We start from the raw sequence: 22,544 nt of genomic DNA, 5'->3' as shown, positions 1-22,544 counted from the left end.
ATTAATGTAAATAAAGTTCAGAGCCATTTAAATTGATAAAGTAAGAAATAATAACTATATGGAGATTACTTTTTGGTCAGGAATAGGCTTGATAACTTACACGTACATTGGATATCCAGTGTTGTTATATATTTTAATTAAAATTAAAAAGATTTTTAATGCTACAGAGAGGCAATTTTATACCTTAAATGAAATGCCAGAGGTGAGTTTAATTATTGCTTGTTATAATGAAAGAGAAATTATCAGGGAAAAAATTGAAAATACCTTAAAATTAAATTATCCTTCTGATAAATTAAATATTTACTTCGTAACCGATGGCACCTCAGATGGTAGTGAAGCTATAATTAATGAGTATAATGAAATAACGTTATATCACTCAGATGAACGTAAGGGGAAAAACGCTGCCATCAACAGGATACTTCCTTTTATGAAATCTCCAATTCTAATTTTTTGTGATGCCAATACCTTTTTAAATGGAGATGCAATTCTGAACATAGCTAGACATTATAAAAGTGAAAAAGTTGGAGCTGTTGCAGGTGAAAAACGTGTGATGGCTGATGGTGCTAATGATATGGCTGGGAGTGGTGAAGGTGCTTATTGGAAATATGAATCTGCATTAAAAAAGTGGGATTCGGAATTACATACTGTGGTAGGGGCAGCAGGTGAGCTGTTTTCAGTGAGAAGAGAATTAATGCCTGTCGTTCCAGATGGTATTCTTATTGAAGATTTTTATGTCTCTATGAGAATTGCTCAAGAAGGATTTAAGGTGGTTTATGAGCCTGATGCTTACGCAATGGAAACAGGCTCTGACTCAATAGCTGAGGAACGAAAGAGAAAAGTTAGAATAGCAGCTGGAGGAATTCAATCTATTCTGATATTTATCCCTTTACTTAATATATTTAAATACGGTTGGCTTAGTTTTCAATACGTGTCTCATAGGATGCTTAGGTGGTCCCTCACGCCCTTAAGTTTGCTCATTGTTTTCATTATCAATATCTATTTGGCCATAATATTTGGAGGTATTTATGTTATCTTAATGGGTCTTCAGATTTTATTTTATTTAATAGCCTTAGCTGGAGCCTTTGTAGAAGGAAAAAGTAAAATACCTAAAATTATTTTGCTTCCCTTTTATTTTACTTTCATGAATTTATCCGTTTATCAAGGTTTTATAAGATTACTGAAAGGGAAACAATCTGCAGTATGGGAAAAATCAAAAAGGAAAAAAACTTCGGTTGATACAAAATAACCATTTAGCTTTTTGAGGATTTTTGAAACTTAATATAATTTAACCAGTTCAAAAGGTTCTATATTTTAAGCTATTTGAATTTCATAAGGTTATTATATCATGTCAATATCAATTGAAACAGTTCGAGTGGGTAAAGATTATTATTTGGTGAATTATGGGGAAGTTCATGAATTTAGGGTGACTAAAGCCACAGGTCATAAGGACTTTGAATGTAAAGATTTAACTACTTTGGAGGAGTTCAATTTAAGCGAGTTAACAGCCTATGGAAAAGGGAAAGATTATGAATTTTATGAAATAGAAATAGAGGAATAATCAAATATTTTAAAGTCCTTCTTCAAGTCCGAATACTCTTTTTATAACCTTTTGAGTTTTTTGGTTCATCATCATAATTAAATAATCATCAGCTTTAATCTTGAAATTAACTGAGGGGTTTTTGTATAAAACTCTTTTGCCTTCTTCAATTCTAACCAATCCCATCAGAATCACATTTTCATTCTTTTTTAGTTCGAAAAAGGCTTTATCGTATTCTTGTCCTATGTATGGATTACCTTCCATTACTTTAAACTGCTTTATGTCATATTCCTCATCATTAGTGGGATAGGCCAGTATTTCTTCGGAAAATAAGGCAACATCTGGTTCAAACATATAACTAGCCAATAATCTAATAGCGATTTCATTTCGGGAAATGGCATGATTCACGCCAGCACTCAAAAATGTTTGCTTTAGGTTAGTGTTTTCTAAAGTCACCGTATATTTTAAACCTTCATATTCTTTCTTGAGGTTCAGTATATAAACCAATTTTTCAGTGTCATCAGTAAGGTTGACAAAGCGGTATTGGATTTTCGAATATTGACCTTCTCCAGAAGTTCAAAATTTTCATAATCAGAGTAAAGAACAAAAAGATTCCTGTCCTGATAAAGTTCTTTTAATAAATCAATATTATCTCTATTGCGGGTAACTATAGCTACTTTTCTGCCTGCTTTTATAAGTTGATCTATTACTGTTTTGCCAAATTGAGTCCAGCCAATAACTACTATATGATCTTCAAAATCTGTTCCGTACATACCTAATTTTTTATGTTCTTTGATATTTGCCATAACAGTTGAAATTTGTCCTATTAGAAGACCATAAACACCTAAACTTAAGAAAATTAAAACATATCCGATGGCTCGCCCACCTGTTGAGGTAGGCACCATATCTCCATAGCCAACAGTGGTCAAGGTTACAATAGAATACCAAATTGCATCTGATAAATTATCTATTTTTCCTTCTTCTGATTGTAGTTCGAACTCTAATAAATTAAATACTAAAAATAGGAGGACGGCCACGAAAATGAGTGGGTAGTAAGCTAATTTTCGATAACTTCTAAAATCCATTATTTTAATTTAAGCCCTATAACCAGGATGTCATCTGTTTGTGGATTGTTACCTCTCCATCGAATGAATGCCTCTTCAATCAAATCTTGCTGTTCTTGAATATTTTTTTCTGGAATTCTTGAAAGCAATTTACGAAAATTACTTTTCATATATTTTTTATTTTCCTTCCCTCCAAATTGATCCTGAAAGCCATCGGAGCTCATATAAATCATGGCACCTTCTTTATAGGAGATTTCTTGTTTTGTAAATGATTTTTCGGATTGTTGTGTGCTTCCAACACTATTTCTATCCGCTTTTATAATTTCTAATTTATTATTTTGATAAATATATAAAGGGATTTTAGCACCAGTATATTCAAGTTTCTTGCCTTTAGGATCTAATAGAACAAGACCAATATCAAGACCATCCGTATTGGCATTTCCCAATTGTTGCTGATGCAGATTTTGTTGGATTTTTTGATCTAAAAGGGAAACGATCAAGTCTGGAGACGTAATCCCTGTTTCTATTACGATTTGATTTAATAGTGAATTGGCTAGTACAGTCATAAAAGCCCCAGGTACGCCATGACCAGTACAATCTACTAAAGCGAATGCAATTTTATTTTCTATTTGAGTGAACCAGTAAAAATCACCGCTTACAATATCTCTCGGTCTAAAAAATATAAATGATTCAGGTAAAACCTCTTTAATGGTTGGAAGCTGAGGAAGTAACGAATCTTGAATTTGCTTGGCATATGTAATACTATCAGTAATCTGTTGATTCTTATCCGAAAGTTTATTACTCGTTTCTGCTAATTCTTCTTTTTGGGTTTCTATTTCTTCTTTTTGCTCTTGGATGGCAATATTTTGCTGATTAAGAGCTTTGTTAGCTCTGTTTTTCAGTTTGTTTCGGTTGTACAGAATGATAATGAGAATAATTAATAAAAGTAGGCCGATACTTAAGGTAATGATAAAAAAGCTACGTTGGTCTGCTTGTAATTCTTTAATGGCATTATCTTTTTTCAATAAGTCAATTTCTTTTTCTTTCTTATCAATTTTATAAAGTGCTTCAATTTCAGCTATAGATCGTATATTCTCCTCTTTATACTTTCTTTCTGATTCGAGCATGAAAAGTTTCATGTAAATCAATGCATTATTTTTATCACCCATTTTATCATAAACCTTTGATAATTTTTGATAAGTATCTTTCAGAATACCTGAAGAATTGATTTTTTGAGCGATGGTTACACTGTTTTTCAATTCTTGAATGGCATTTTGAAAATCAGATTTAGCGAAATAAACTTCACCAATTTCAAGTCCAATCCTAGCTTGTAGTTCTGGCATGTTTATTTCTTGAGCAAGGGTTTCAGATTTCTTAAAGCTTTGCATTGCCTTATCAACCTCTCCTTTGAATTTATAGACCTTCCCTATATCAAAAAATGAATAAGCTAATCCCGTTTTATCCTGACTAGCGGAATCTATTTTCATAGCATTTCGAAAACTTTCCAATGCATTTTCAACCTTCCCAGTTGCTAAATAAAAATTGCCAATATTACTATGAGTAGTTGCTATATTGTAGGGCTCACCATTTTCTTTAGCCAAGATTAGAGCATCGAAAAGGTATTCTTTAGCTTTTTCATAAGTACCTAATTCTTGATAAATCAAACCGATTGTGTTAAGTGTAATCTCTTTACCCTTTTTAATTTCCATCTCTTCCTTAATTTTCAGAGATTGAACACAATGTTGGATGGCTAAATTATAGCGCTCCATATAGGTGTAGATATCACACATAAGTGCTAATAGGTTAGATTGAGTTGCTTTATCATCTACCTCATAGGCCAAGTCTAAACCTGATTCAGCAAAGTTGAGGGCTGTTTTATAGCGGTCTCGAAAGAAATAAATATTAGCTAAAGAAGAAGCAGATTTTAAAGCTCCAATAGAATTCTCCCGTTTTTGGAATATTTCATATGAGGTAAGAAAATATTTTTCAGTTTTTTCAAAATCATCTACTAAGTAATAGTAATCGCCTAAATAATATTGCGCCCATGCATAACTATTGCTAGTAGTGTCCTCTTTGGAGAGCGTGATGAGTTCTTCTGCATATAATCGCATTGCATTAGGGTTTGAATCTCGATAGTGCTCGCAGAGCTCAATTAATAAGTTTTTCTTTTCTGATTCACTAATTTCTGATGACAGTAGATTTTTAAGACTATCAATAGTTTGGGCTGATAGTGAATGTATTAAGAAGATAGAAATAAGTATGGAAAAGAAAGCTTTCATAGAAAGCTCAATATAACAATAAATGCTTTTATTTGTATAAAATAAGTAATAAAGAAATAGTTAAAATTTCAAGTGGATATCGTAATTAAAAACCCACTTGAAATAATTCTTTAAATATTTATTTAGCTCCCGCTTTAATTTCATCCACTATTTCAGGATTTAATAAAGTGGAAGTATCACCAAGATTGCTAGTGTCTCCTTCTGCGATTTTTCTTAATATTCTACGCATAATTTTACCAGAGCGTGTTTTAGGTAATCCAGAAACTACCTGAATTTTATCAGGTTTGGCTATAGCACCAATGATATTTCGAACCGTTTCGCTTATTTCATTGATGAGGTTTTCTTCGGTTCTGTTTTCCAGATCGCAAATCACATAAGCATAAATGCCCTGTCCTTTAACTTCATGCGGATAACCCACTACAGCTGATTCGATCACTTTAGGATGTTCATTAATAGCATTCTCCACTTCCGCAGTTCCCATTCTATGTCCTGAAACATTGATAACATCATCAACTCTACCTAAAATTCTGTAATAACCATCCTCATCCCGTTTTACTCCATCACCCGTGAAGTACATATTTTTATAAGTAGCGAAATAAGTATTTTTACAACGCTCATGATCACCATAAGTAGTTCTCAGCATCCCAGGCCAAGGGAATTTCATACATAGATTTCCTTCTACTGAATTTGCCTTTAGTTCATTTCCATCAGCATCTACAATCACAGGCTGAATACCTGGAAGTGGGAGCGTAGCATAAGAAGGTTTGGTAGGGGTGATTCCAGCTAGTGGAGATATCATGATGCCACCCGTTTCGGTTTGCCACCAAGTATCCACTACAGGGCATTTTCCTTTCCCCACATGGGAATGATACCAGTGCCAGGCTTCTTCATTGATGGGCTCACCAACTGATCCTATAACTTTTAATGAACTCAAATCTCTACTATCTACAGGGTCAGTTCCGTGTGCTTGTAATGCTCGAATGGCAGTCGGAGCAGTATAAAACTGGTTCACTTTGTATTTATCTACCACATCCCAAAAGCGACCTGCATCAGGGTAGGTGGGAATACCTTCAAACATAATTGTTGTAGCTCCTGCTAGAAGTGGCCCGTAAACTATGTAGGAATGTCCCGTAATCCAGCCCACATCGGCTGTGCACCAATACACATCTCCTTGGTCGTATTGAAATACATTTTCAAAGGAGTATTTGGTATAAACCATATAACCACCGCAAGTATGCACCACACCTTTTGGTTTTCCTGTTGAACCAGAAGTGTAGAGAATGAAAAGCATATCTTCAGCATCCATGGTTTCTGCTGGACATTCGGTTGATTGACCTTTTATGGCGTCTTGCCACCAAATATCTCTGCCTGATTTCATTTCAACCTCTTCACCAGTTCTTTTAAAAACAATAACATTTTCGATAGTTTTGGTTTTTTCTAAAGCTTCATCCACCACGGCTTTCACAGGAATTGATTTTGCACCTCTGAAATTTCCATCTGAAGTTAAAACCATTTTGGCTTGGCAATCATTAATTCTATCAGCTAAAGCATTGGAGGAAAAGCCAGCAAAAACTACTGAGTGAACCGCTCCGATTCTCGCGCAAGCCAACATGGCAATAGCGGCTTCTGGCACCATTGGCATATAAATGATGACTCTATCGCCTTTTTTCACTCCTTTTGCTTTCATGGCATTGGAGAACTGATTTACCTTTTCGTAAAGCTGACGATAGGTAATGATTTGATTTTCATCTCCTGGTTCATTGGGCTCCCAAATAATGGCAGGTTTATCGCCTAGGGTGAAGAGGTTTTTTTCTAATATATTTTCGGTAATATTTAATTTGGCACCTTTAAACCACTCAATTTTGGGTTCTTCAAAATTCCATTCCACCGTTTTGTCCCATCTTTTTTTCCAGTGAAATGAATCTGCAATTCTCGACCAAAACTGCTCTGGTTGATGCACACTTCTTTGGTATTCGTGTATGTACCCGCTGAGGGTATGAATTCTATCACTCATAATATATCAATTAGCTAAGTCTCTAAATTATTTTGAACTTAATTTAGTAAGATTTAAACTAAAATGAAATGGTAGTGTAGGTTTCAGTTGATTAAATCGTTTGTTTCATTAGTGAAACTGATTCAACCGTTTATATCACAGACTTTTTCCCACTAAAATGAATCCTATTAAATAAATTGAGTAATCTTATTATTCTGATTAGAATACCTATGCAAATCACCCAACCAACTCCTCATGCAACTCCATCACTTGCTTAATAACTGACCTACTCTCATCATTATAGATTACATAATTCGCCAAATCCATTCTCTTTTCATCTGAGAATTGCTTTTTCATGATCGCCAAAACACTTTCTTTGGTTCTTTGCGAATCTCTTTCTAAAGTTCTTTTCAGTCTGAGTTCTTGACTGGCATGGACGTTAATAGTGGCATCTAATTGTTTATAAGAACCTGTTTCAAACAACAAAGCGGCTTCTTTTAAAACATAAGGTTTGTCAGCATGTTGGTCACACCAGTTTTCAAAATCTTTTCCAACAGCAGGATGTACCAAGCTATTGAGTAGTTTTAATTTTTCATCATCACCAAAGACTTCTTTGCTTAGATAATCTCTATTAAGATCTCCATTTTCAAAATAGGCTTCTTTACCAAAGTGTTGGGCTATTTTAGCTTTAAGTTCTGGATCGTTTGATTGCAGCCATTTTGCTCTATAATCGGCAGGGTAGTTAGGAATTCCTAAGAGTTGAAATACTTCACAGATTAAACTTTTGCCTGCTCCTATCCCCCCTGTAATCCCTATTTTTTTCATGGTTTAATATATTTGAAAATAATAGAATCAATCTTAATTTCTTTTTCTGTTAATTGTTGAGGGAGAGATTGAATAATTGGCTTTACTGTAGAGTCGGAAGGGTTTATTTTTGTGAAATCAATTGCTAATTGAATGCTGTCCAAATTGTAATTACCTGCTAGTTTTTCTTGAATTTCAAACGATATTCTTGCTAGACTATCTCTAAATATATAGTCATTGGAATCTGCAGGTACATTTATTTTTTCAAAAGGAAGCATGAGTTCCTGTTTAATAAATTTAGCTACATCAAAAATTATTTTCACTTCCACAGGATTTCGATTTACCAAACTCGATCCAAATGTGGGTAGGTAGATTTCTTCTGAATAATTGCTGGATATATTTTCCTCATCAATTTCAATGAAAACTTCTTTTGGGACGTCTTTGATGAATCTTTCAGGCCCTGTAAAGATGGCAGAGTCATGTGATTTTTTAATGGGAGAAGTTAGTCTGTAATTTTTAGCCAGATTAATACTTGAACTATCAATTGATAGTTTGGACTTTGCTGATCTTATAGAGTCAATCTCTATTCTTAAGGTATCGTTTTCGACATAATTCAATTGAATTTCTGTCATTTGGTCGGCAATTAGGGTGTAAAGGGAATTGCCTAAGATGTAATTTTGCCCCACTGGATCTTCCAAAGGAACTTCAACAGGAGTGATGGTAAACCAAAAAGTTTTTCTTAGTAGATTCCAACCGCCTCCACTGACGTTTATGCTCACTTTTTCAGGTAGTTCATTTACCACCACCAAAGATGAGTCAGGATAGGTGAATTTAATTGGGTAACTGATTCTTGTAGAATAATTATCATTTAGCGCATTGAAAAACCAAAAAGTGGTAGCTGTGACTATACACAAGACTACCACTTTAATAGTATCATTTGATTGAGGCAAGAATATATTGCTCAACCAATCCCATATTTTTTCAAATTGCTTCAATAATCAATTATTTTTCTTGAAGTTTCTTACTCTGTTCTAATGATACTGCAGATTTCTCAAAAATCATTTTAGTGCCTTTGTCAACCTCTAAAATTATTTTATCGTCTTCTACTTGGTAAACTTTTCCATGCAAGCCACCAATTGTAACAACAGCATCTCCTTTTTTAATTTCCGCAATAAATTTCTTCTGATCTTTTTGCTTTTTTTGCTGCGGACGGATCATGAAGAAATAGAATACTAAAATTATACCGCCAAATAATAGTAATTGGCTCATCCAAGCGCTATCATCACCTGTAGTAGCTTGTGCTAAAATAAATTGTATCATTAATTATTATTGTTTTACTGGTCCCGCATTTGTATTGTTAGCTTTTGGCTCTACGAATGCTTTGATTGTTAAATTATTAGTTGCAGGCCAAGTGTTAGCAGTGATTCTTACTACTTTGTTGTCCTGATTCTTTTTGCCTCTTGAGTTGTATTTTACTTCAATCTCACCTTCTTCACCTGGGGCTATTGGCTTATCTTTAGGGTAAGAAGGAACTGTACATCCACAAGAGGAAGAAGCATTTGAAATAATTAATGGGGCTTCTCCAGTATTTTTGAATTTGAATACTTTAGTTACCACATCACCTTCTTTTATGTTTCCAAAGTCATGAACCTTTTCAGAAAATTCCATTTGAGGTAAAGGACCTTCTGGTTTCTCTTTTGGAGTATTGCTTTGAACCTGAGGTTTATTTTGATTAGGTGTTTGCATTGACACATTGTTTGCAGTGCTTCCACCATTTCCTTCAAGAGCAGCAACTCTTCTTTCTAAATCAGTTACTCTTTTCTCTACGTCTCCTGAACAGGATCCTAGCAACAATAATCCTGCTGCTAAAACTGCATATATTATACTTTTCATATTAAGATTTATATTTTATTTAATTGAAATTTATTTTGATTTTTCTTCCTTATTTTTGATTTGACCTAATAAAGCATCAACATCAGTTAGTAGTTGTTCAGCTTTCTCTTTTGCAGAATTCACTACTTTTTCTCCATCACTTCTTGCAGTACTCAAACCTAAATCCTCACCATCTGCAATATCATTCAAAAGATCTTCCAACATTTCTTTATATTTCCCTAAACGATAGCTGAGTTTATCTCTAGTGTTTTCACCCGTATCTGGTGCATATAAAATTCCTACTATTGCTCCTGCAGCTGCGCCTGCTAAAAATGCAAATAAGTTACTTCCTCCTTTACTCATAATTTTTTCCTTTAGCTGTAAATATACTGTACAAAAAAAATGATTCAAATGTCCAGTTAAAGTTTTTTGGATTTTACGCAAATAGGATTGCTAGGTTATTTATTGTCAATCAAACCTCTACCGCTTTTCTTAATCCTTTCTTCCTTTTCTAAACTGATTGAAATTTTATCCAGTAAGCCATTTACGAATTGCTTACTTTTTTGCGTACTATAATTTTTAGAAAGCTCAATATACTCATTAATTGTCACTTTTACAGGTATACTTGGGAAATTGAGCATTTCCGCAACGGCCATTTTGAGAATGATCATATCAACTGCGGCAATCCTGTCAGTTGCCCAATTTTGAGCAAATTCTGATATCAGTTTTTCATATTCATCATCATGAGTAATTGTCTGTTGAAATAATTCTTTAAAAAATTCGCTATCATCCTCCCAATTAGCTGAGAGTTCAATCAGTTCAATATGTTGCGTCATATCATCTAAAGATTTGATGCTTTTCTTCAACATTGATTTCAAGGCCGATTTATTTTCCTCCCAATAAAGATCTCTTTCAGCCATAAAATTGGTGATGGCTTCATTTTTCAGGATTAACTGACGGCAAATTTGGTTTAGTACTTCAACATCATCCTCAAAACTTGGATCATTTTTAAGCATGTATTCTTTATAGAAATCGGCTTTTTTCAAGAAATCTCTGTACCATTCCTGAACATCCAGCATGTCATCCTCCCAGCTAGTCCCAAAACGAATAAATTCACTTTGTAATTCATCATTTTCCTTTAAAATCTTGATGCCTTTGTTATGATGAAGATTTAATTCACTTTCGAATATTTGTTTTCCACTTTCTGACAATCTTTTTTGTCTCTTTTCAACATCTTCTTTTGCTAATTCAGAAAATTCAATCAACAATTTTAAAGAGAGGTAGTAGTTTTCTAAAAGTGTATTAACGGCCTCTAACATGTCTTTTCTAATGAAAGAGATGTCTTTTTTAACATTATTTTGGAAAAGATTGATAGCGTCACTGACTGCTGTTCTAACTTCAGGATTGCTGTCCTGTTCTTCTTTTATTTGGTGTGCTTGATAATTTGATTTGAATATTTTCTTAGCTGTTTTGGCATTTTGTTTTAACAGCGCTTTGTCTTGCACTTCCATTGAATTCAAATCTGGGGTGAAGATATCTTCAATATGGTCTTGAGCAAGCTCGAAATTTGCTTCTTCACATTTTTGAACCGCATAAAGCGCTTGCATAACTTTTATTCGTAAGGAACTTTCTGTTCAGCATAATCAGTAATAAAAAGAACGATAATAAAATAAATAAGGAAGGCAGTTTTCCACCTTCCTTGCAAAATTAATAATTCAAAACTTAGTAAGCTAATTTCACCTTCCCCATATCTGCCATACGCTGATCTGCGATTTCGATAGCAGCTTGATGAGAAGTTTTTCCTTCAGCTTCAGCTTTATTTAATATTTCTAGGCATTTGTCATAAATCTTCTCTGTCTGTTCCAAAGCCAAAGGCTTATTGTAATTCTTCATTAATTCAGGGAAGATGTTAATAATACCACCAGCATTCACCAAGAAGTCAGGTGCATAAAAGATGCCTTTCTCTTGTAGCATTTTTCCATGTCGCTTTTCGTCTGCTAATTGGTTGTTGGCAGCACCTACAATTACATTAGCTTTCAATCTGTTGATAGTGTCATCATTTATGGTTGCACCCATAGCGCATGGAGCATAAATATCAGCATCAACATCGTAAATCATTTCTGGTTGTACTACTGAAACGTTATGTTTATCCGTTACTCTTTTGATATTACCTTCGTTAATATCTGTAATAGTCACCTGAGCACCTTCTTCAATAAGATAATCTATTAAATAGTGGCCCACCTGACCAACACCTTGAACCGAGATTTTCTTTCCTTGAAGACTGTCAATGCCGAAAGCTTTGTTTACCGTGGCTTTCAAGCCCATGTAAACGCCAAAAGCTGTAACTGGCGAAGGATCTCCACTTCCATTCATAGATTCTGGTAATCCCATTACGTTTTTGGTTTCGTATGAAATGTGTACCATGTCAGAAGTATTCATGTTCATATCCTCAGCAGTGATGTATCTTCCACTTAAGCTATCTACAAATCTTCCGAATCTTCTCAAGAAAGCTTCATTTTTTAACTTTTTTGGGTCACCAATAATAACCGCTTTTCCGCCTCCTAGATTCAGTCCTGAAATAGCGGCTTTATAAGTCATTCCTCTGGATAATCGGAGTACATCTATTAAAGCTTCTTGGTCATTATTGTAAGTCCACATTCTTGTTCCGCCTAATGCTGGACCTAAAATGGTATTGTGAATGGCGATTATGGCTTTAAGGCCTGTAGGTTTGTCGTAGCAATAAACTACTTGTTCATGCCCCATTTCAGCTATTGTTTCAAATGCTGAAAACTTCTTTTGGGCTTCTTTTTCATTTAATTCAACCATTTTGGAATTAATTTTGATGTCGTTTGTCGTTTCTTTTTCCCTACCTTTCGGGAAATATCAATGCAAAAATAACTTTAATTTTACTGCAAATCAATTCTTATTAAAATTGCATAAATCTAATAATTCAAGAGTTGAATTGCATATGTGCGAAATGATAATTTTCAAAGGTCCTTATAATTAAAATTTAATTTTGTATATAGCTGTATTGCGATATTTGTTAGAGGGCTATTTGTTGGAATTATTTTCGATAAAAGTCATTAAATATGCTTTAATCCAGAAAATTCGCATGAATTTTTAGTCCAAAGAATCGACAATCTATATAGCCTAACTATCTGATAATTAGATTGTGGAACTCACATTAAAGCTTAACTATTATCATTCCCTCTAATCTTCTCATGAATAATTCATGTTAAAATGAATTCATTCCATATGTGGAATCGTATATTTGCATTTTAAATTCTTCCTTTTGTATGGTTTAATTTTTACTTTGAACCATCTAATTCATCAAACGTTGTTATCTCGTGATAGAATTAAAGCATCTAAATAAATATCTTTTAAAATATAAATATCTGCTATTGCTGGGCATTCTCTTTATGATAGTGTCCAATTTCTTTGCGGTATTTCCAGCTCAGGTAGTGCGCTATGCTTTCAATTTAGTGAAAGAAAATATTGAAATGTATCGCATGTTCGAAAATTTTGATTTGCAATCAAATTACTATGAAATTTTCTCTTCTGCTATTTTAATTTATGGTGGTCTTATTATCCTATTAGCATTAGGGAGAGGATTATTTTTGTTTTTAGTAAGGCAGACTATTATCGTAATGTCCCGCCACATTGAGTATGATCTGAAAAATGAAATTTATAATCATTATCAAAAACTACCTTTAAGTTTTTACAGAAGGAATAATACCGGAGATATCATGAACAGGATATCTGAGGATGTAAGCAAAGTGAGGATGTATTTGGGGCCTGCCATAATGTATACTGTGAATCTCATTACACTTTTCTGTATTGTAATTCCAATTATGTTTTCGGTAAATGCCACTTTAACATGGTATTCATTAATACCTTTGCCATTTTTATCGATCAGTATTTATTTCGTTAATAATTTAATCAATAAAAGATCAGAAGAGATTCAAATCAGTCAATCTCAACTTTCCACTTTGGTGCAAGAAGCTTTTTCTGGTATTAGGGTTTTAAAATCTTTCGTCAGAGAAGAAGATTCACTTCAGAACTTCACTAAGGAAACTAATAACTATAAATTCAGAGCACTTAAATTAACTTTTATTCAAGCCTTATTCTTCCCATTAATAATGGGGATGGTGGGCTTAAGTGTTATTTTGGTAGTTTACATTGGTGGTGTGGAGGTGATGAATGGAGCCGTAAGTGCTGGAAATATTGCAGAGTTTATTATTTATGTAAACTTACTGACATGGCCTGTAACTTCAGTGGGTTGGGTAACCAGCATCATTCAAAGGGCTGCAGCTTCTCAGAAGCGAATAAATGAATTTTTAAGTACACAAACAGAAATTGTATCTGAGAAAAATTTAGAAAAAGATATAGTAGGAGAAATTGTATTTGACAATGTCAGCTTTACCTATCCCGATAGCGGAATTAAGGCATTGAAAGAAATCAGTTTTTCAGTGAAGAAAGGGGAAACATTGGCCGTGATTGGGACTACGGGCTCAGGAAAAAGTACGATTGCCAATCTGATTACCCGTATGTATGACCCCACTTCTGGAAAAATCACAGTTGATGATATTCCTATTGCAGATTTTAAAGTTGAAAATCTTAGAAGTCAAATAGGATACGTGCCGCAAGATGTCTTTTTATTCTCTGATTCTATTCGAAATAATATCACTTTTGGCAGCACGGGCTTAAGTGAAGAACAAATGTTGAAAGCTTCAAAAGATGCTGATTTGCATAATAATATTCTTGATTTCCCTAAAGGTTATGATACTGAATTGGGAGAAAGAGGGATTACTTTATCAGGTGGACAGAAACAAAGGGTTTCTATTGCCAGAGCCATTGCCAGAGATCCAAAAATCATGATTTTGGATGATGCATTATCCGCAGTGGATACCAAAACGGAAAATTCCATTTTAAATGCATTAAAGAAAATAATGGAAGATAGAACCAGTGTGATTATTTCCCACAGGGTAAGCTCAGCAAAATTAGCAAATTATATTATTGTTCTGGATGATGGTCAGATCGTACAGCAAGGTACTGAGCAAGAACTTTTGGATAAGGATGGGCCTTACAAAGAACTCTATCAGAAGCAATTGCAAGGGGAAGCTGTTGATAAGGACTAATTGTTGGTTTTACTGAGAAATTGAAAATTAATAAAATGTCCTTATGGAATTATCAAAGTGGAAAGCAAAAGCAAATCCATTGCGTTAGTTTGAATTCTCTTTAATAATCACGATATTTACGGAAGATAAAAAGGCTATGGAAACGACAGTTAAAGCAGAAAATATATTAAAATCAAATGGATTGCGAAAAACGCAGATTCGTTTGGAGATGCTCCAGATCTTCATGGGTTCTAAGCATGCTTTATCCGTTAATGACATAGAGAAGGATTTGAAATCCAGCCATGATAGGGTAACTATTTATAGGGCATTAAATTCTTTTGAAGAGAATGGTATTTTGCATCAAACGCCTGATCCAAACGGTAATATGCGCTATGCTATTTGTTCAGACAGTTGCCCTGAACATGTTCATCAGGATAAACATGCACATTTTATCTGTGAAGAGTGTAACCAGACGTACTGCTTAGAAGATGTGAAAATACCAGATGTTGAGCTAGAAAATGGCTATCAACTTAATAGTATAAGTTATACAATGAATGGTATTTGTAAAGAATGTCAACCTGCTTGATTTTCTGCTAACAACCAGTCCTTAGCTTCTTCTTCATCCTGAAAAATTTGGTAATCAAATCCTCTTTTTCGGCAAATAGAAGCCCAAAAGCTGCCGATTTCAACAGTTCTTGGATTTATAATTACCGCCATTTTTACTTCTTTAAATTCAGTTAATTTAAGCTCAAATACTTTTAATAAGTTGAAAGCTTCGTTATGGGGCATTTTAAAAATTGTGAGCCTGTAGTCCAATAGGATTAATTTTTTATCGGATGCTTGAATAGCTTTATGGATTTTCTCGGCATTTTGCAGTACTAAGCTGAATTGCGTTCGTTCTCCCTGGCTTACAACCTTTAAAAATTGTTTTTCTTCGCTTATTTTGATACTTTTTTTGAAAAAATTGCTCACGGTTGAGTTGATAGTGATGAAAGAGCAAAATTAGAGATTATTTTTGGATTATATTAAGATGGAGTGTCCCAAAAATGACAGATGTAACTTTTATAAAATTTTAATTTTTTTGAAATTCAGAATAGAAAGAAACTCAAATTAATTTTTAAAATTTTTCTGAGGTCAATCCCTATATTAATTTATTCTTTTTAATGAAATCAGCCCATGAAATAATTTTCGTCTTACTAATTTTCTCTAAAACCAATAAGTCAGAATCTCCGGTAATCAAATAGTCAGCATTACCATCAATTGATAAGTTTAATAAAAAGTCATCTTTTTCATCTCTACAGACTGAGATGTTTGATTTGATTTCAATTAATTCACCAAAATTATTTAACTGTTCTAAAAGTCTTGTGATGTCCTTCTTTTTAAAATACTTTTCAAATTTTTTTCTGGTTGCGACCTCAAGAAATTCTTTAATTAATTCTGATGAGAATAATAGTTTTACCTTATTTGATTCGATGAGGTCATCTAATTCAGTGTAATTTTTAGATATTAAAAAGCTAATCCACAGATTTGTGTCTAAGACAACTCTTTTAGTCTTCATAGCGAGCCTTACGGACAGCTTCTACTTCTTGTGTTATCTCTTCTAAACTTGGAGTAGAGCTAGATTGGGATCTGAATTTTTCTAGTAATTCACTAAAATCAGAGGTCTCTTTTTCTTTTCTAATCTTAATTAATTTAAGATTTGCTAAATCTTTTAATAAAGTTTTAGCCTTTGGATTCAATATATCTATTTTTAATGTTTCCATTTCTTAGCCTGTTCATCTCAAATATAACGAATTATAATAATAACATGAATTATTGTACACTAGTTCTTATATCTAATTAAAGCATTTATGTTGAAATCTTATAACTCCAATTTCTTCAAATAAGGAAAAGCTCTTTCGATATCTCCATTTTGGATTAGCTCATTTGGGGTTCCGCATTTAATGTTCTCACCACAGTTGGCCAGCCATATTTCGTCAGCCATTTTGAGGGCAATTTCTACTTGGTGAGTACTAATGAGAATAGATTTCTGTGTTTCATTTACTAAATTTCTTAGGAGCTCTAAAACAGTATATCTATTATTGGCATCCAAATGCACTGTTGGCTCATCAAGTAACATTAAATCCCCATCTTGCGCTAATGCCCTTGCTATCATAGCTTTTTGCAATTGTCCATCGCTGATTTCAGTAATGTTTGCATCTTTTATATAGGCTATGGCGCATAACTGAATTGCTTTTTCAACTTTCTCATGATCATTTGGCATTAATCTCCCTGTCCAGTTGGTGAAAGGGAAGCGCCCCATTTCCACGAGTTTGGTAACATTTAAATTTCCGCTTTGAACGGGGTCTGTCAAAACTAAGCTTACTTGTCTTGCAAATTCCTTTGCTTCGTATTCTTTAATTTCTTTTCCTTTTAAAAAGACTTTCCCATTTAAAGCTTTTTGCAAATTGGCTAAAGTTCTGATTAAAGTACTTTTACCAACCCCATTTGCTCCTAAGAGGGCTATTAATTTTCCTTTCTGAATTTTTAAATTAAGTCCTTCCATCAGGGTGTTGAGTGATTTCCCATTTTTATAACCAATGGATAAATCAGAAGTGGTCATTATGTGAGCTAGATTATCCAAAGTTTTTACTTATGTTTTTTCTTCTTAAAATTAACCAAATCACCACAGGAGCTCCGAACAATGAAGTCACTGCATTAATGGGTAATATTAAATCATAAAAAGGCACTTGAGCAATAATATCACATATTAACAATAAACAAGCACCTAATAGTAAGGTGGAAGGAATCAGTATAAAATGATTGGAGGTTTTAAATAATATTCTGCTGATGTGGGGTACAGCCAGGCCTAAAAAAGCGATGGGGCCACAAAAGGCAGTTACTATACCAGCCAATATGCTGGTTGAAATCACTAAAAATAATCTTACATTTTTAATTCTTAAGCCCATGCTTTGTGCATAATTATCCCCCATTAATAAGGCATTAAGCGGTTTTGCTTGCCAATAGCCAAGTGAAATTCCAATAATAATGGTGGGAATGAATATTTGTAATTCTGTCCAGCTTAAATTTCCTGTAGCACCGAAAGTCCAGAAAAGAAAATTTTGAATTTCTTCTGCTGTACTGAAATATTGCATTACGCTAACAATGGCAGAAGTAAAGGCTCCAAACATTAATCCTACCAATAATAAAGACATACTGTCTTTTAATCTTATGGAAACTAAAACGACCATCAATAGCACGGCAAGAGAGCCTATAATAGAAGAAATGGCCATTCCCCAATAGGCTAGTGCACCATTAACGCCTACTCCCAACAATACTAATAATGCTACACCTAAACTTGCTCCAGAGCTAATTCCTAATACAAAAGGACCTGCCAGGGGATTTCTGAAAAGCGTTTGCATTTGTAAACCAGCAAAGCCTAAAGCAGCTCCCGCAAATACTGAGGTGAGTGTTTTGGGCAATCGGTATGAAAATAAAATATTATAATGTGCAGAATTTTGAGTTTCAGTCCCTGTTAGGATCTTTAATACTTCCATAAATGAAATACTGACAGACCCCAAACTGATGGAAAGCACCATTAATACCAACAGAATTGGGATTAATAATATAATGACTTTATAGGCAGTGATTTTTTTCAAGGATTTAGGGCTTCAAAATAGGTGGTAGTTGAATCCTCTAATATATTAGGATGTAAAAGATTTATATAGTCTTTTAGAACTAAATCGGCACGCATAAAACCAGACTCCAAATAATCATTGGCTCCATTTTGATTTACGCGCTTTGTATAGGAGTATACTTTTTGGTTTTGAAAGGCATCAAACAATGCGTATTTATTATTGGTGTTTTCTAACTCTTTTAGGCTTGTAATTGAGGCTGCACCTATCCAATAATCTGCATCTTGAGCATTGGATAAAACGCTTTCAAAACTGAGTTCTAAGCTACCAGTTTGAGAATTTTCAGACCAAATATAATCTCCACCTGCATCTTTAATAAATTTTGAAGCAAAACTTTCTCCTCCAGGTACATACCATACATCCCCGTACATGAGACCTGTCATTACAGTTGGTTTCTCTTCAATATTTTCTACTAAACCTTTGGTTTCCAAATAAGCTGCTTCAATAGTTTGGAAGAGGCTATCCCCTGCCTTATACTGATCTAGTAGAACAGCGGTCAGTTTTAACCATTCAGCCCTTCCCAAAGGAGTATTTTCCAGATAATCAATGTTTAAAATGATTGGTGTCCCTGCTTTTTCTAATGGTTTTAATTGTTCCATACTGCTGCCAAAAGCATAGGCCATGATGAGATCAGGTTGAAGCGTCATAATTTTTTCAACATTTACGCCATTTTTTCGACCTACATCCTGAATTTTATCTTCCTTTACCAATTGTAAAAGCTCCTCATTAAAAATTAGTTTTGTATTTGGAAAACCAGTTAGGGCATCGCTATAATTAAGAGCCGTGAAAGGGGGTAAATGTGAAGTTGATAAGCAAACTGCTTTTTTTATGGGGATTTGGATAAATGCATCAGCTTTGATTTCAGGTTTTTCATTTTTATAAAGAATGTAGGATAAAGAACTACTATCTGAGGAATTTGGCTTCAGCACTTTCACCTCATAGTAGTCTTTATATTCTTCAATCTTCAGTTTCTTGCTATATTGAATTAAAGATTTACCGTTTTTTGATTCTTCTTCCTTTTCAGCTTGATTACATCCAAAAGCAAGAGCTATAATAATAAGTAGGTTTAAGCGTAATTTCATAGAGGGTAAAATTAATCAAAATGATTTGATTGCCTATTGCTTGAGATACAATTCAATGATTAAGCCTTTATTTCAAAATATTTTGCAATTTTTGCATTTCAAGCAAGTTAAAATAGAGAGAATGAAAAATATAGACGTTTGCCTAACGCCCGAATTATTGCATCAATATGATTTAGAGAATAAAATCGTAGTGGTAGTGGATATTTTAAGGGCTACATCTTGTATGGTCAGCGGATTGGCGAATGGGGTTAAGGAAATTGTACCTGTATCCACTTTGGAAGAATGTAAAGAATTGCAAAATTCTGGTTATTTAGCTGCAGCCGAACGAAATGGTAGCAAAGCAGAAGGCTTTGATATGGGCAATTCTCCTTTCGAATATATGGATGAAAAAGTGAAAGGTCAGAAGGTTGCGGTAACTACTACTAATGGAACTTTAGCCATTAATAAAAGTCTATCAGCAAAGGAAATTTTGATTGGAGCATTTTTGAATTTGAAAGCAATATCAGAATACTTGAAAAACAAAGAGGAAGATATTATAGTATTATGTGCAGGGTGGAAGGGGAAATTTAATCTGGAAGATACGCTTTTTGCAGGTTCCTTAAGTCACCAGTTAAAAGGTGATTTTGAATTTGCATGTGATGCCCCTTTAGCCGCAGAAGCAATGTATCTTACTGCTAAAAATGATATGATGTCGTATATGAAAGATTCTTCTCATGCTAAAAGATTGGCTAAGTTGAATGTGGTAAAAGATATTGAGTTCTGTATACAAGAAAGCATTTATGATGTTGTCCCTTACTTATCTGGGAAATCACTATTACTTAAGTAGTAAAATGTATTATAAACTGTAAAGCTTTTGATAATTCCTTTTATTAATGACTATAAATGATAAAATTGGCTTTTTAATATGTTAAATACGACTTATTCCCCTTATTGGCTAATTTTATTTATAATAATAGGGTTAGGTTATGCCTATTTACTCTACAGTAAAAAGAAAACTCCGTGGACTCCAGTTTGGAATAAAGTATTATTTGTTTTGCGTTTTTTAGCAGTGAGTTTTATATCATACTTATTGCTAGAGCCTTTTTTAAGCGTACAAAAAACAGAAAGCGAACAATCTAATATTATATTCTTATGGGATGATTCCGAATCTGTAAATAAAAGTAAATCAGATCTGCAAGAATATTTTCTTTCAATAAAAGAATTAAAGCAAACCATAGAAGAGCAAAAGGATGTTTCTATACCTATTTATGGGCTAAACGGAAATGAAATCACCGATGTGGACAGCATTGAAAACAATCGAAAGTCCAGCCCATTAAATGGAGCATTAAAAAATATCACTGAAAAGGTGGATAAAAAGCTAATTTCAGAGGTGGTGTTTTTTTCAGATGGAATATATAATCAAGGAATTGCCCCTGACTACTATGCCTTTCCTTTTCAATTGTCATCTGTAGGATTAGGGGATACTACTCAAAAACAGGATGTCATTCTTCAGCAAATTCGATATAATAAAGTAGCCTATGAAGGTAATCAATTTCCGATTGAGGTAGATGTGATACAGAATGGTTTTTCAGGTCGAAATACTAATGTGAAATTAATAAAAGACGGCAAAGAGATAAGTCAGAAAACAATCCGTTTTAATGATGAGCAACAATTATTTTCTGTTCAATTTTTAGTGGAGGCAAAAGGAACAGGCTTTCAAGACTATAAAATAGAAGTAGAGCAATTAGAGCAGGAATTTAATCCTAATAACAATAGTAAAAATGCATATGTGAATGTAGTGGAAGGTAAAAAGAGAATTTTATTGCTTGCACCTTATCCACATCCAGATATTAAGGCTTTATCAGCTTCAATTGAGCAAAATGATAATTATGAATATAAGATGGTCATTAAAGGGATTGATTCAGAGGCTGTCAAAAATATTGAGGAATATGACTTAGCCATTTTATTTCATTTGCCAAATGTTGGAAATGCATTTAATTCAGAGATCAATAAGCTCAAAAATTCTGGAATGCCACTTTGGTTTATTACAGGGCCGAAATTGAATTTTAATTTACATAATGAAATTAATAAATCTGTTGATTTAAGACCATCTGATGAAATTGATGAAGCTTTTGTCCACATTAATTCAAAATTTGAGCTTTTTGAATTAAATAAGGAAAAAGAGGAGGTTGTAGATAATCTCCCTCCTGTTTATTTGCCATTTGCTAATCATCAATTTCATCCACTGGCCAAAACATTTATGATGAAACAAGTTGGGAAAGTAAAAACCCAGCAACCTGTTTTTGTATTCTACAGCGATGATGAAATCAGGCAAGCAACCATGCTGATTCAGAACTTTAGGATTTGGAGAATGGTGGAATATTTAAATACACAAAGTCATGATTTCTTTGATGAATGGGTAATGAAAACAGTTCGTTATCTGACTGCAAATAATCAAAAAGATAGATTTAAAGCTTTCCCAATTAAAGATGCTTTTGCTGATAATGAAATAGTGAAATTTCAGGTTGAAATGTATAATGAGGTTTTTGATAGAATTTATGGTATCCCTGTGCAATTATCATTAAGAGATGAGAACGATAGCACCTTTAATTATGAATTTACTCCTGACCGCTTGAAGCCAAACTTCGAATTGGGCAATTTAAAGGGTGGAGTGTATGAATATTTAGCTAACACTAATATTCAAGGGAAAGATTTTAAAAATAATGGCCAGTTTATAGTAGATGAGTTTGATATTGAGAGCCAAAACCTACAAGCGGATTTTAACTTAATGAGAAGGTTGGCCAAGAAGAACGAAGGTAAGTTTTTTAAATCAGATGAATGGGAAGAATTACAAGCATATTTATCCTCTAAAGATTATCCTAAAGTTTTAAGTGGTAAAAGTGAAACAACTCCAATCACGCAAAATATACTGCCCTATTTATTGATTTTTCTTTTATTATTTAGCGAATGGTTTATAAGAAGGTTTTTTGGTTCTTATTAAACCAAATTAGTCAAGTTAGTGATGAAAAAGCTATGCTGGAAGGTTTTCATACTTTATATTTCAGAATTTTCATGAATTAAATAATTATTTAAGTGAAATACGCATAGCTAAACCGTAATTTGTTTTTAAATTTAGAAAAATA

General features: G+C 33.6%; 23 protein-coding genes. 6 read left to right on the top strand and 17 right to left on the bottom strand.

The features are described from left to right. The first annotated feature begins 58 nt into the window (after positions 1-58). Together ABWH96_RS20190 and ABWH96_RS20185 are read left to right on the top strand one after the other, a co-directional pair. The gene (locus ABWH96_RS20190) at positions 59-1,246 is read left to right on the top strand and encodes a glycosyltransferase family 2 protein (RefSeq protein ID WP_375579295.1); all 1,188 of its coding nucleotides are present in this window, start codon (positions 59-61) and stop codon (positions 1,244-1,246) included. 99 nt (positions 1,247-1,345) lie between these two features. Beyond that, entirely contained in the window at positions 1,346-1,558 is a 213-nt protein-coding gene (locus tag ABWH96_RS20185) for a hypothetical protein (protein WP_375579294.1), read from the top strand. A 9-nt stretch (positions 1,559-1,567) separates the two neighbouring features. Here ABWH96_RS20185 and ABWH96_RS20180 read toward each other — a convergent pair whose 3' ends face one another. From ABWH96_RS20180 to ABWH96_RS20130, 11 genes are all read right to left on the bottom strand, one after another. Then, complete coding sequence (locus ABWH96_RS20180) at positions 1,568-2,044, bottom strand: hypothetical protein (RefSeq protein WP_375579293.1); 477 nt, start codon at positions 2,042-2,044, stop codon at positions 1,568-1,570. After that, the gene (locus ABWH96_RS20175) at positions 2,029-2,622 is read right to left on the bottom strand and encodes an ion channel (protein ID WP_375579292.1); all 594 of its coding nucleotides are present in this window, start codon (positions 2,620-2,622) and stop codon (positions 2,029-2,031) included. The genes ABWH96_RS20180 and ABWH96_RS20175 overlap by 16 nt, the downstream gene beginning before the upstream one ends. Further along, complete coding sequence (locus ABWH96_RS20170) at positions 2,622-4,880, bottom strand: tetratricopeptide repeat protein (RefSeq protein WP_375579291.1); 2,259 nt, start codon at positions 4,878-4,880, stop codon at positions 2,622-2,624. Before ABWH96_RS20170 ends, ABWH96_RS20175 begins: the two co-directional genes overlap by 1 nt. Positions 4,881-4,998: 118 nt before the next feature. Next, entirely contained in the window at positions 4,999-6,894 is a 1,896-nt protein-coding gene (gene acs / locus ABWH96_RS20165) for an acetate--CoA ligase (protein WP_375579290.1), read from the bottom strand. A 216-nt stretch (positions 6,895-7,110) separates the two neighbouring features. Beyond that, positions 7,111-7,698, bottom strand: coding sequence for a dephospho-CoA kinase (gene coaE, locus ABWH96_RS20160; RefSeq protein ID WP_375579289.1), 588 nt, complete (start codon positions 7,696-7,698; stop codon positions 7,111-7,113). Further along, entirely contained in the window at positions 7,695-8,672 is a 978-nt protein-coding gene (locus ABWH96_RS20155; protein WP_375579288.1) for a hypothetical protein, read from the bottom strand. The genes coaE and ABWH96_RS20155 overlap by 4 nt, the downstream gene beginning before the upstream one ends. A 7-nt stretch (positions 8,673-8,679) precedes the next feature. Then, complete coding sequence (gene yajC, locus ABWH96_RS20150) at positions 8,680-8,997, bottom strand: preprotein translocase subunit YajC (protein WP_375579287.1); 318 nt, start codon at positions 8,995-8,997, stop codon at positions 8,680-8,682. Positions 8,998-9,003: 6 nt separating this feature from the next. Beyond that, positions 9,004-9,570: a DUF1573 domain-containing protein gene (locus ABWH96_RS20145; protein ID WP_375579286.1), complete on the bottom strand. Its 567-nt coding sequence runs from the start codon at positions 9,568-9,570 to the stop codon at positions 9,004-9,006. A 30-nt stretch (positions 9,571-9,600) separates the two neighbouring features. Next, positions 9,601-9,912: a YtxH domain-containing protein gene (locus ABWH96_RS20140; RefSeq protein WP_296621072.1), complete on the bottom strand. Its 312-nt coding sequence runs from the start codon at positions 9,910-9,912 to the stop codon at positions 9,601-9,603. Positions 9,913-10,007: 95 nt separating this feature from the next. Further along, positions 10,008-11,156 (bottom strand): transcription antitermination factor NusB, encoded by a 1,149-nt coding sequence (gene nusB / locus ABWH96_RS20135; RefSeq protein ID WP_375579285.1) that lies wholly within the window; start codon positions 11,154-11,156, stop codon positions 10,008-10,010. Positions 11,157-11,271: 115 nt separating this feature from the next. Further along, on the bottom strand, positions 11,272-12,375 hold the full coding sequence (locus ABWH96_RS20130) for a Glu/Leu/Phe/Val dehydrogenase (protein ID WP_375579284.1): 1,104 nt from the start codon (positions 12,373-12,375) through the stop codon (positions 11,272-11,274). A gap of 521 nt (positions 12,376-12,896) precedes the next feature. Between ABWH96_RS20130 and ABWH96_RS20125 the strand changes: the two genes are divergently transcribed. Beyond that, the gene (locus ABWH96_RS20125; protein ID WP_375579283.1) at positions 12,897-14,687 is read left to right on the top strand and encodes an ABC transporter ATP-binding protein; all 1,791 of its coding nucleotides are present in this window, start codon (positions 12,897-12,899) and stop codon (positions 14,685-14,687) included. A 136-nt stretch (positions 14,688-14,823) separates the two neighbouring features. Next, the gene (locus ABWH96_RS20120) at positions 14,824-15,252 is read left to right on the top strand and encodes a Fur family transcriptional regulator (RefSeq protein WP_375579282.1); all 429 of its coding nucleotides are present in this window, start codon (positions 14,824-14,826) and stop codon (positions 15,250-15,252) included. Here ABWH96_RS20120 and ABWH96_RS20115 read toward each other — a convergent pair. From ABWH96_RS20115 to ABWH96_RS20090, 6 genes are all read right to left on the bottom strand, one after another. After that, a complete protein-coding gene (locus tag ABWH96_RS20115) occupies positions 15,240-15,638 on the bottom strand; it encodes a hypothetical protein (RefSeq protein ID WP_375579281.1) in 399 nt (132 codons plus the stop codon). The genes ABWH96_RS20120 and ABWH96_RS20115 overlap by 13 nt on opposite strands. Positions 15,639-15,807: 169 nt before the next feature. Next, complete coding sequence (locus tag ABWH96_RS20110; protein WP_375579280.1) at positions 15,808-16,224, bottom strand: putative toxin-antitoxin system toxin component, PIN family; 417 nt, start codon at positions 16,222-16,224, stop codon at positions 15,808-15,810. Continuing rightward, complete coding sequence (locus tag ABWH96_RS20105) at positions 16,214-16,429, bottom strand: hypothetical protein (RefSeq protein WP_375579279.1); 216 nt, start codon at positions 16,427-16,429, stop codon at positions 16,214-16,216. The genes ABWH96_RS20110 and ABWH96_RS20105 overlap by 11 nt, the downstream gene beginning before the upstream one ends. Before the next feature lie 98 nt (positions 16,430-16,527). Beyond that, positions 16,528-17,289 (bottom strand): ABC transporter ATP-binding protein, encoded by a 762-nt coding sequence (locus ABWH96_RS20100; RefSeq protein ID WP_375579278.1) that lies wholly within the window; start codon positions 17,287-17,289, stop codon positions 16,528-16,530. Beyond that, positions 17,282-18,304: an iron chelate uptake ABC transporter family permease subunit gene (locus ABWH96_RS20095; RefSeq protein WP_375579277.1), complete on the bottom strand. Its 1,023-nt coding sequence runs from the start codon at positions 18,302-18,304 to the stop codon at positions 17,282-17,284. The genes ABWH96_RS20100 and ABWH96_RS20095 overlap by 8 nt, the downstream gene beginning before the upstream one ends. After that, entirely contained in the window at positions 18,301-19,422 is a 1,122-nt protein-coding gene (locus tag ABWH96_RS20090; protein WP_375579276.1) for an ABC transporter substrate-binding protein, read from the bottom strand. The genes ABWH96_RS20095 and ABWH96_RS20090 overlap by 4 nt, the downstream gene beginning before the upstream one ends. Positions 19,423-19,543: 121 nt before the next feature. Between ABWH96_RS20090 and ABWH96_RS20085 the strand changes: the two genes are divergently transcribed. Further along, the gene (locus ABWH96_RS20085) at positions 19,544-20,248 is read left to right on the top strand and encodes a 2-phosphosulfolactate phosphatase (RefSeq protein ID WP_375579275.1); all 705 of its coding nucleotides are present in this window, start codon (positions 19,544-19,546) and stop codon (positions 20,246-20,248) included. Positions 20,249-20,326: 78 nt separating this feature from the next. Then, on the top strand, positions 20,327-22,402 hold the full coding sequence (locus tag ABWH96_RS20080; RefSeq protein WP_375579274.1) for a hypothetical protein: 2,076 nt from the start codon (positions 20,327-20,329) through the stop codon (positions 22,400-22,402). Positions 22,403-22,544: the final 142 nt, after the last annotated feature.

This window comes from Marivirga tractuosa, from assembly GCF_042140215.1.
GTDB lineage: Bacteria > Bacteroidota > Bacteroidia > Cytophagales > Cyclobacteriaceae > Marivirga > Marivirga tractuosa_A.
This window is presented reverse-complemented; position numbering and strand designations above follow the sequence as displayed.

What these genes read in the sequence shown, in the direction of transcription:
- ABWH96_RS20175 (WP_375579292.1), bottom strand. Translation starts at nt 2,622, where the DNA reads ATGGATTTTAGAAGTTATCGAAAATTAGCTTACTACCCACTCATTTTC.
- acs (WP_375579290.1), bottom strand. Translation starts at nt 6,894, where the DNA reads ATGAGTGATAGAATTCATACCCTCAGCGGGTACATACACGAATACCAA.
- ABWH96_RS20090 (WP_375579276.1), bottom strand. Translation starts at nt 19,422, where the DNA reads ATGAAATTACGCTTAAACCTACTTATTATTATAGCTCTTGCTTTTGGA.
- ABWH96_RS20140 (WP_296621072.1), bottom strand. Translation starts at nt 9,912, where the DNA reads ATGAGTAAAGGAGGAAGTAACTTATTTGCATTTTTAGCAGGCGCAGCT.
- coaE (WP_375579289.1), bottom strand. Translation starts at nt 7,698, where the DNA reads ATGAAAAAAATAGGGATTACAGGGGGGATAGGAGCAGGCAAAAGTTTA.
- ABWH96_RS20190 (WP_375579295.1), top strand. Translation starts at nt 59, where the DNA reads ATGGAGATTACTTTTTGGTCAGGAATAGGCTTGATAACTTACACGTAC.
- yajC (WP_375579287.1), bottom strand. Translation starts at nt 8,997, where the DNA reads ATGATACAATTTATTTTAGCACAAGCTACTACAGGTGATGATAGCGCT.
- ABWH96_RS20105 (WP_375579279.1), bottom strand. Translation starts at nt 16,429, where the DNA reads ATGGAAACATTAAAAATAGATATATTGAATCCAAAGGCTAAAACTTTA.
- ABWH96_RS20185 (WP_375579294.1), top strand. Translation starts at nt 1,346, where the DNA reads ATGTCAATATCAATTGAAACAGTTCGAGTGGGTAAAGATTATTATTTG.
- ABWH96_RS20120 (WP_375579282.1), top strand. Translation starts at nt 14,824, where the DNA reads ATGGAAACGACAGTTAAAGCAGAAAATATATTAAAATCAAATGGATTG.
- ABWH96_RS20080 (WP_375579274.1), top strand. Translation starts at nt 20,327, where the DNA reads ATGTTAAATACGACTTATTCCCCTTATTGGCTAATTTTATTTATAATA.
- ABWH96_RS20110 (WP_375579280.1), bottom strand. Translation starts at nt 16,224, where the DNA reads ATGAAGACTAAAAGAGTTGTCTTAGACACAAATCTGTGGATTAGCTTT.
- ABWH96_RS20085 (WP_375579275.1), top strand. Translation starts at nt 19,544, where the DNA reads ATGAAAAATATAGACGTTTGCCTAACGCCCGAATTATTGCATCAATAT.
- ABWH96_RS20145 (WP_375579286.1), bottom strand. Translation starts at nt 9,570, where the DNA reads ATGAAAAGTATAATATATGCAGTTTTAGCAGCAGGATTATTGTTGCTA.
- nusB (WP_375579285.1), bottom strand. Translation starts at nt 11,156, where the DNA reads ATGCAAGCGCTTTATGCGGTTCAAAAATGTGAAGAAGCAAATTTCGAG.
- ABWH96_RS20170 (WP_375579291.1), bottom strand. Translation starts at nt 4,880, where the DNA reads ATGAAAGCTTTCTTTTCCATACTTATTTCTATCTTCTTAATACATTCA.
- ABWH96_RS20130 (WP_375579284.1), bottom strand. Translation starts at nt 12,375, where the DNA reads ATGGTTGAATTAAATGAAAAAGAAGCCCAAAAGAAGTTTTCAGCATTT.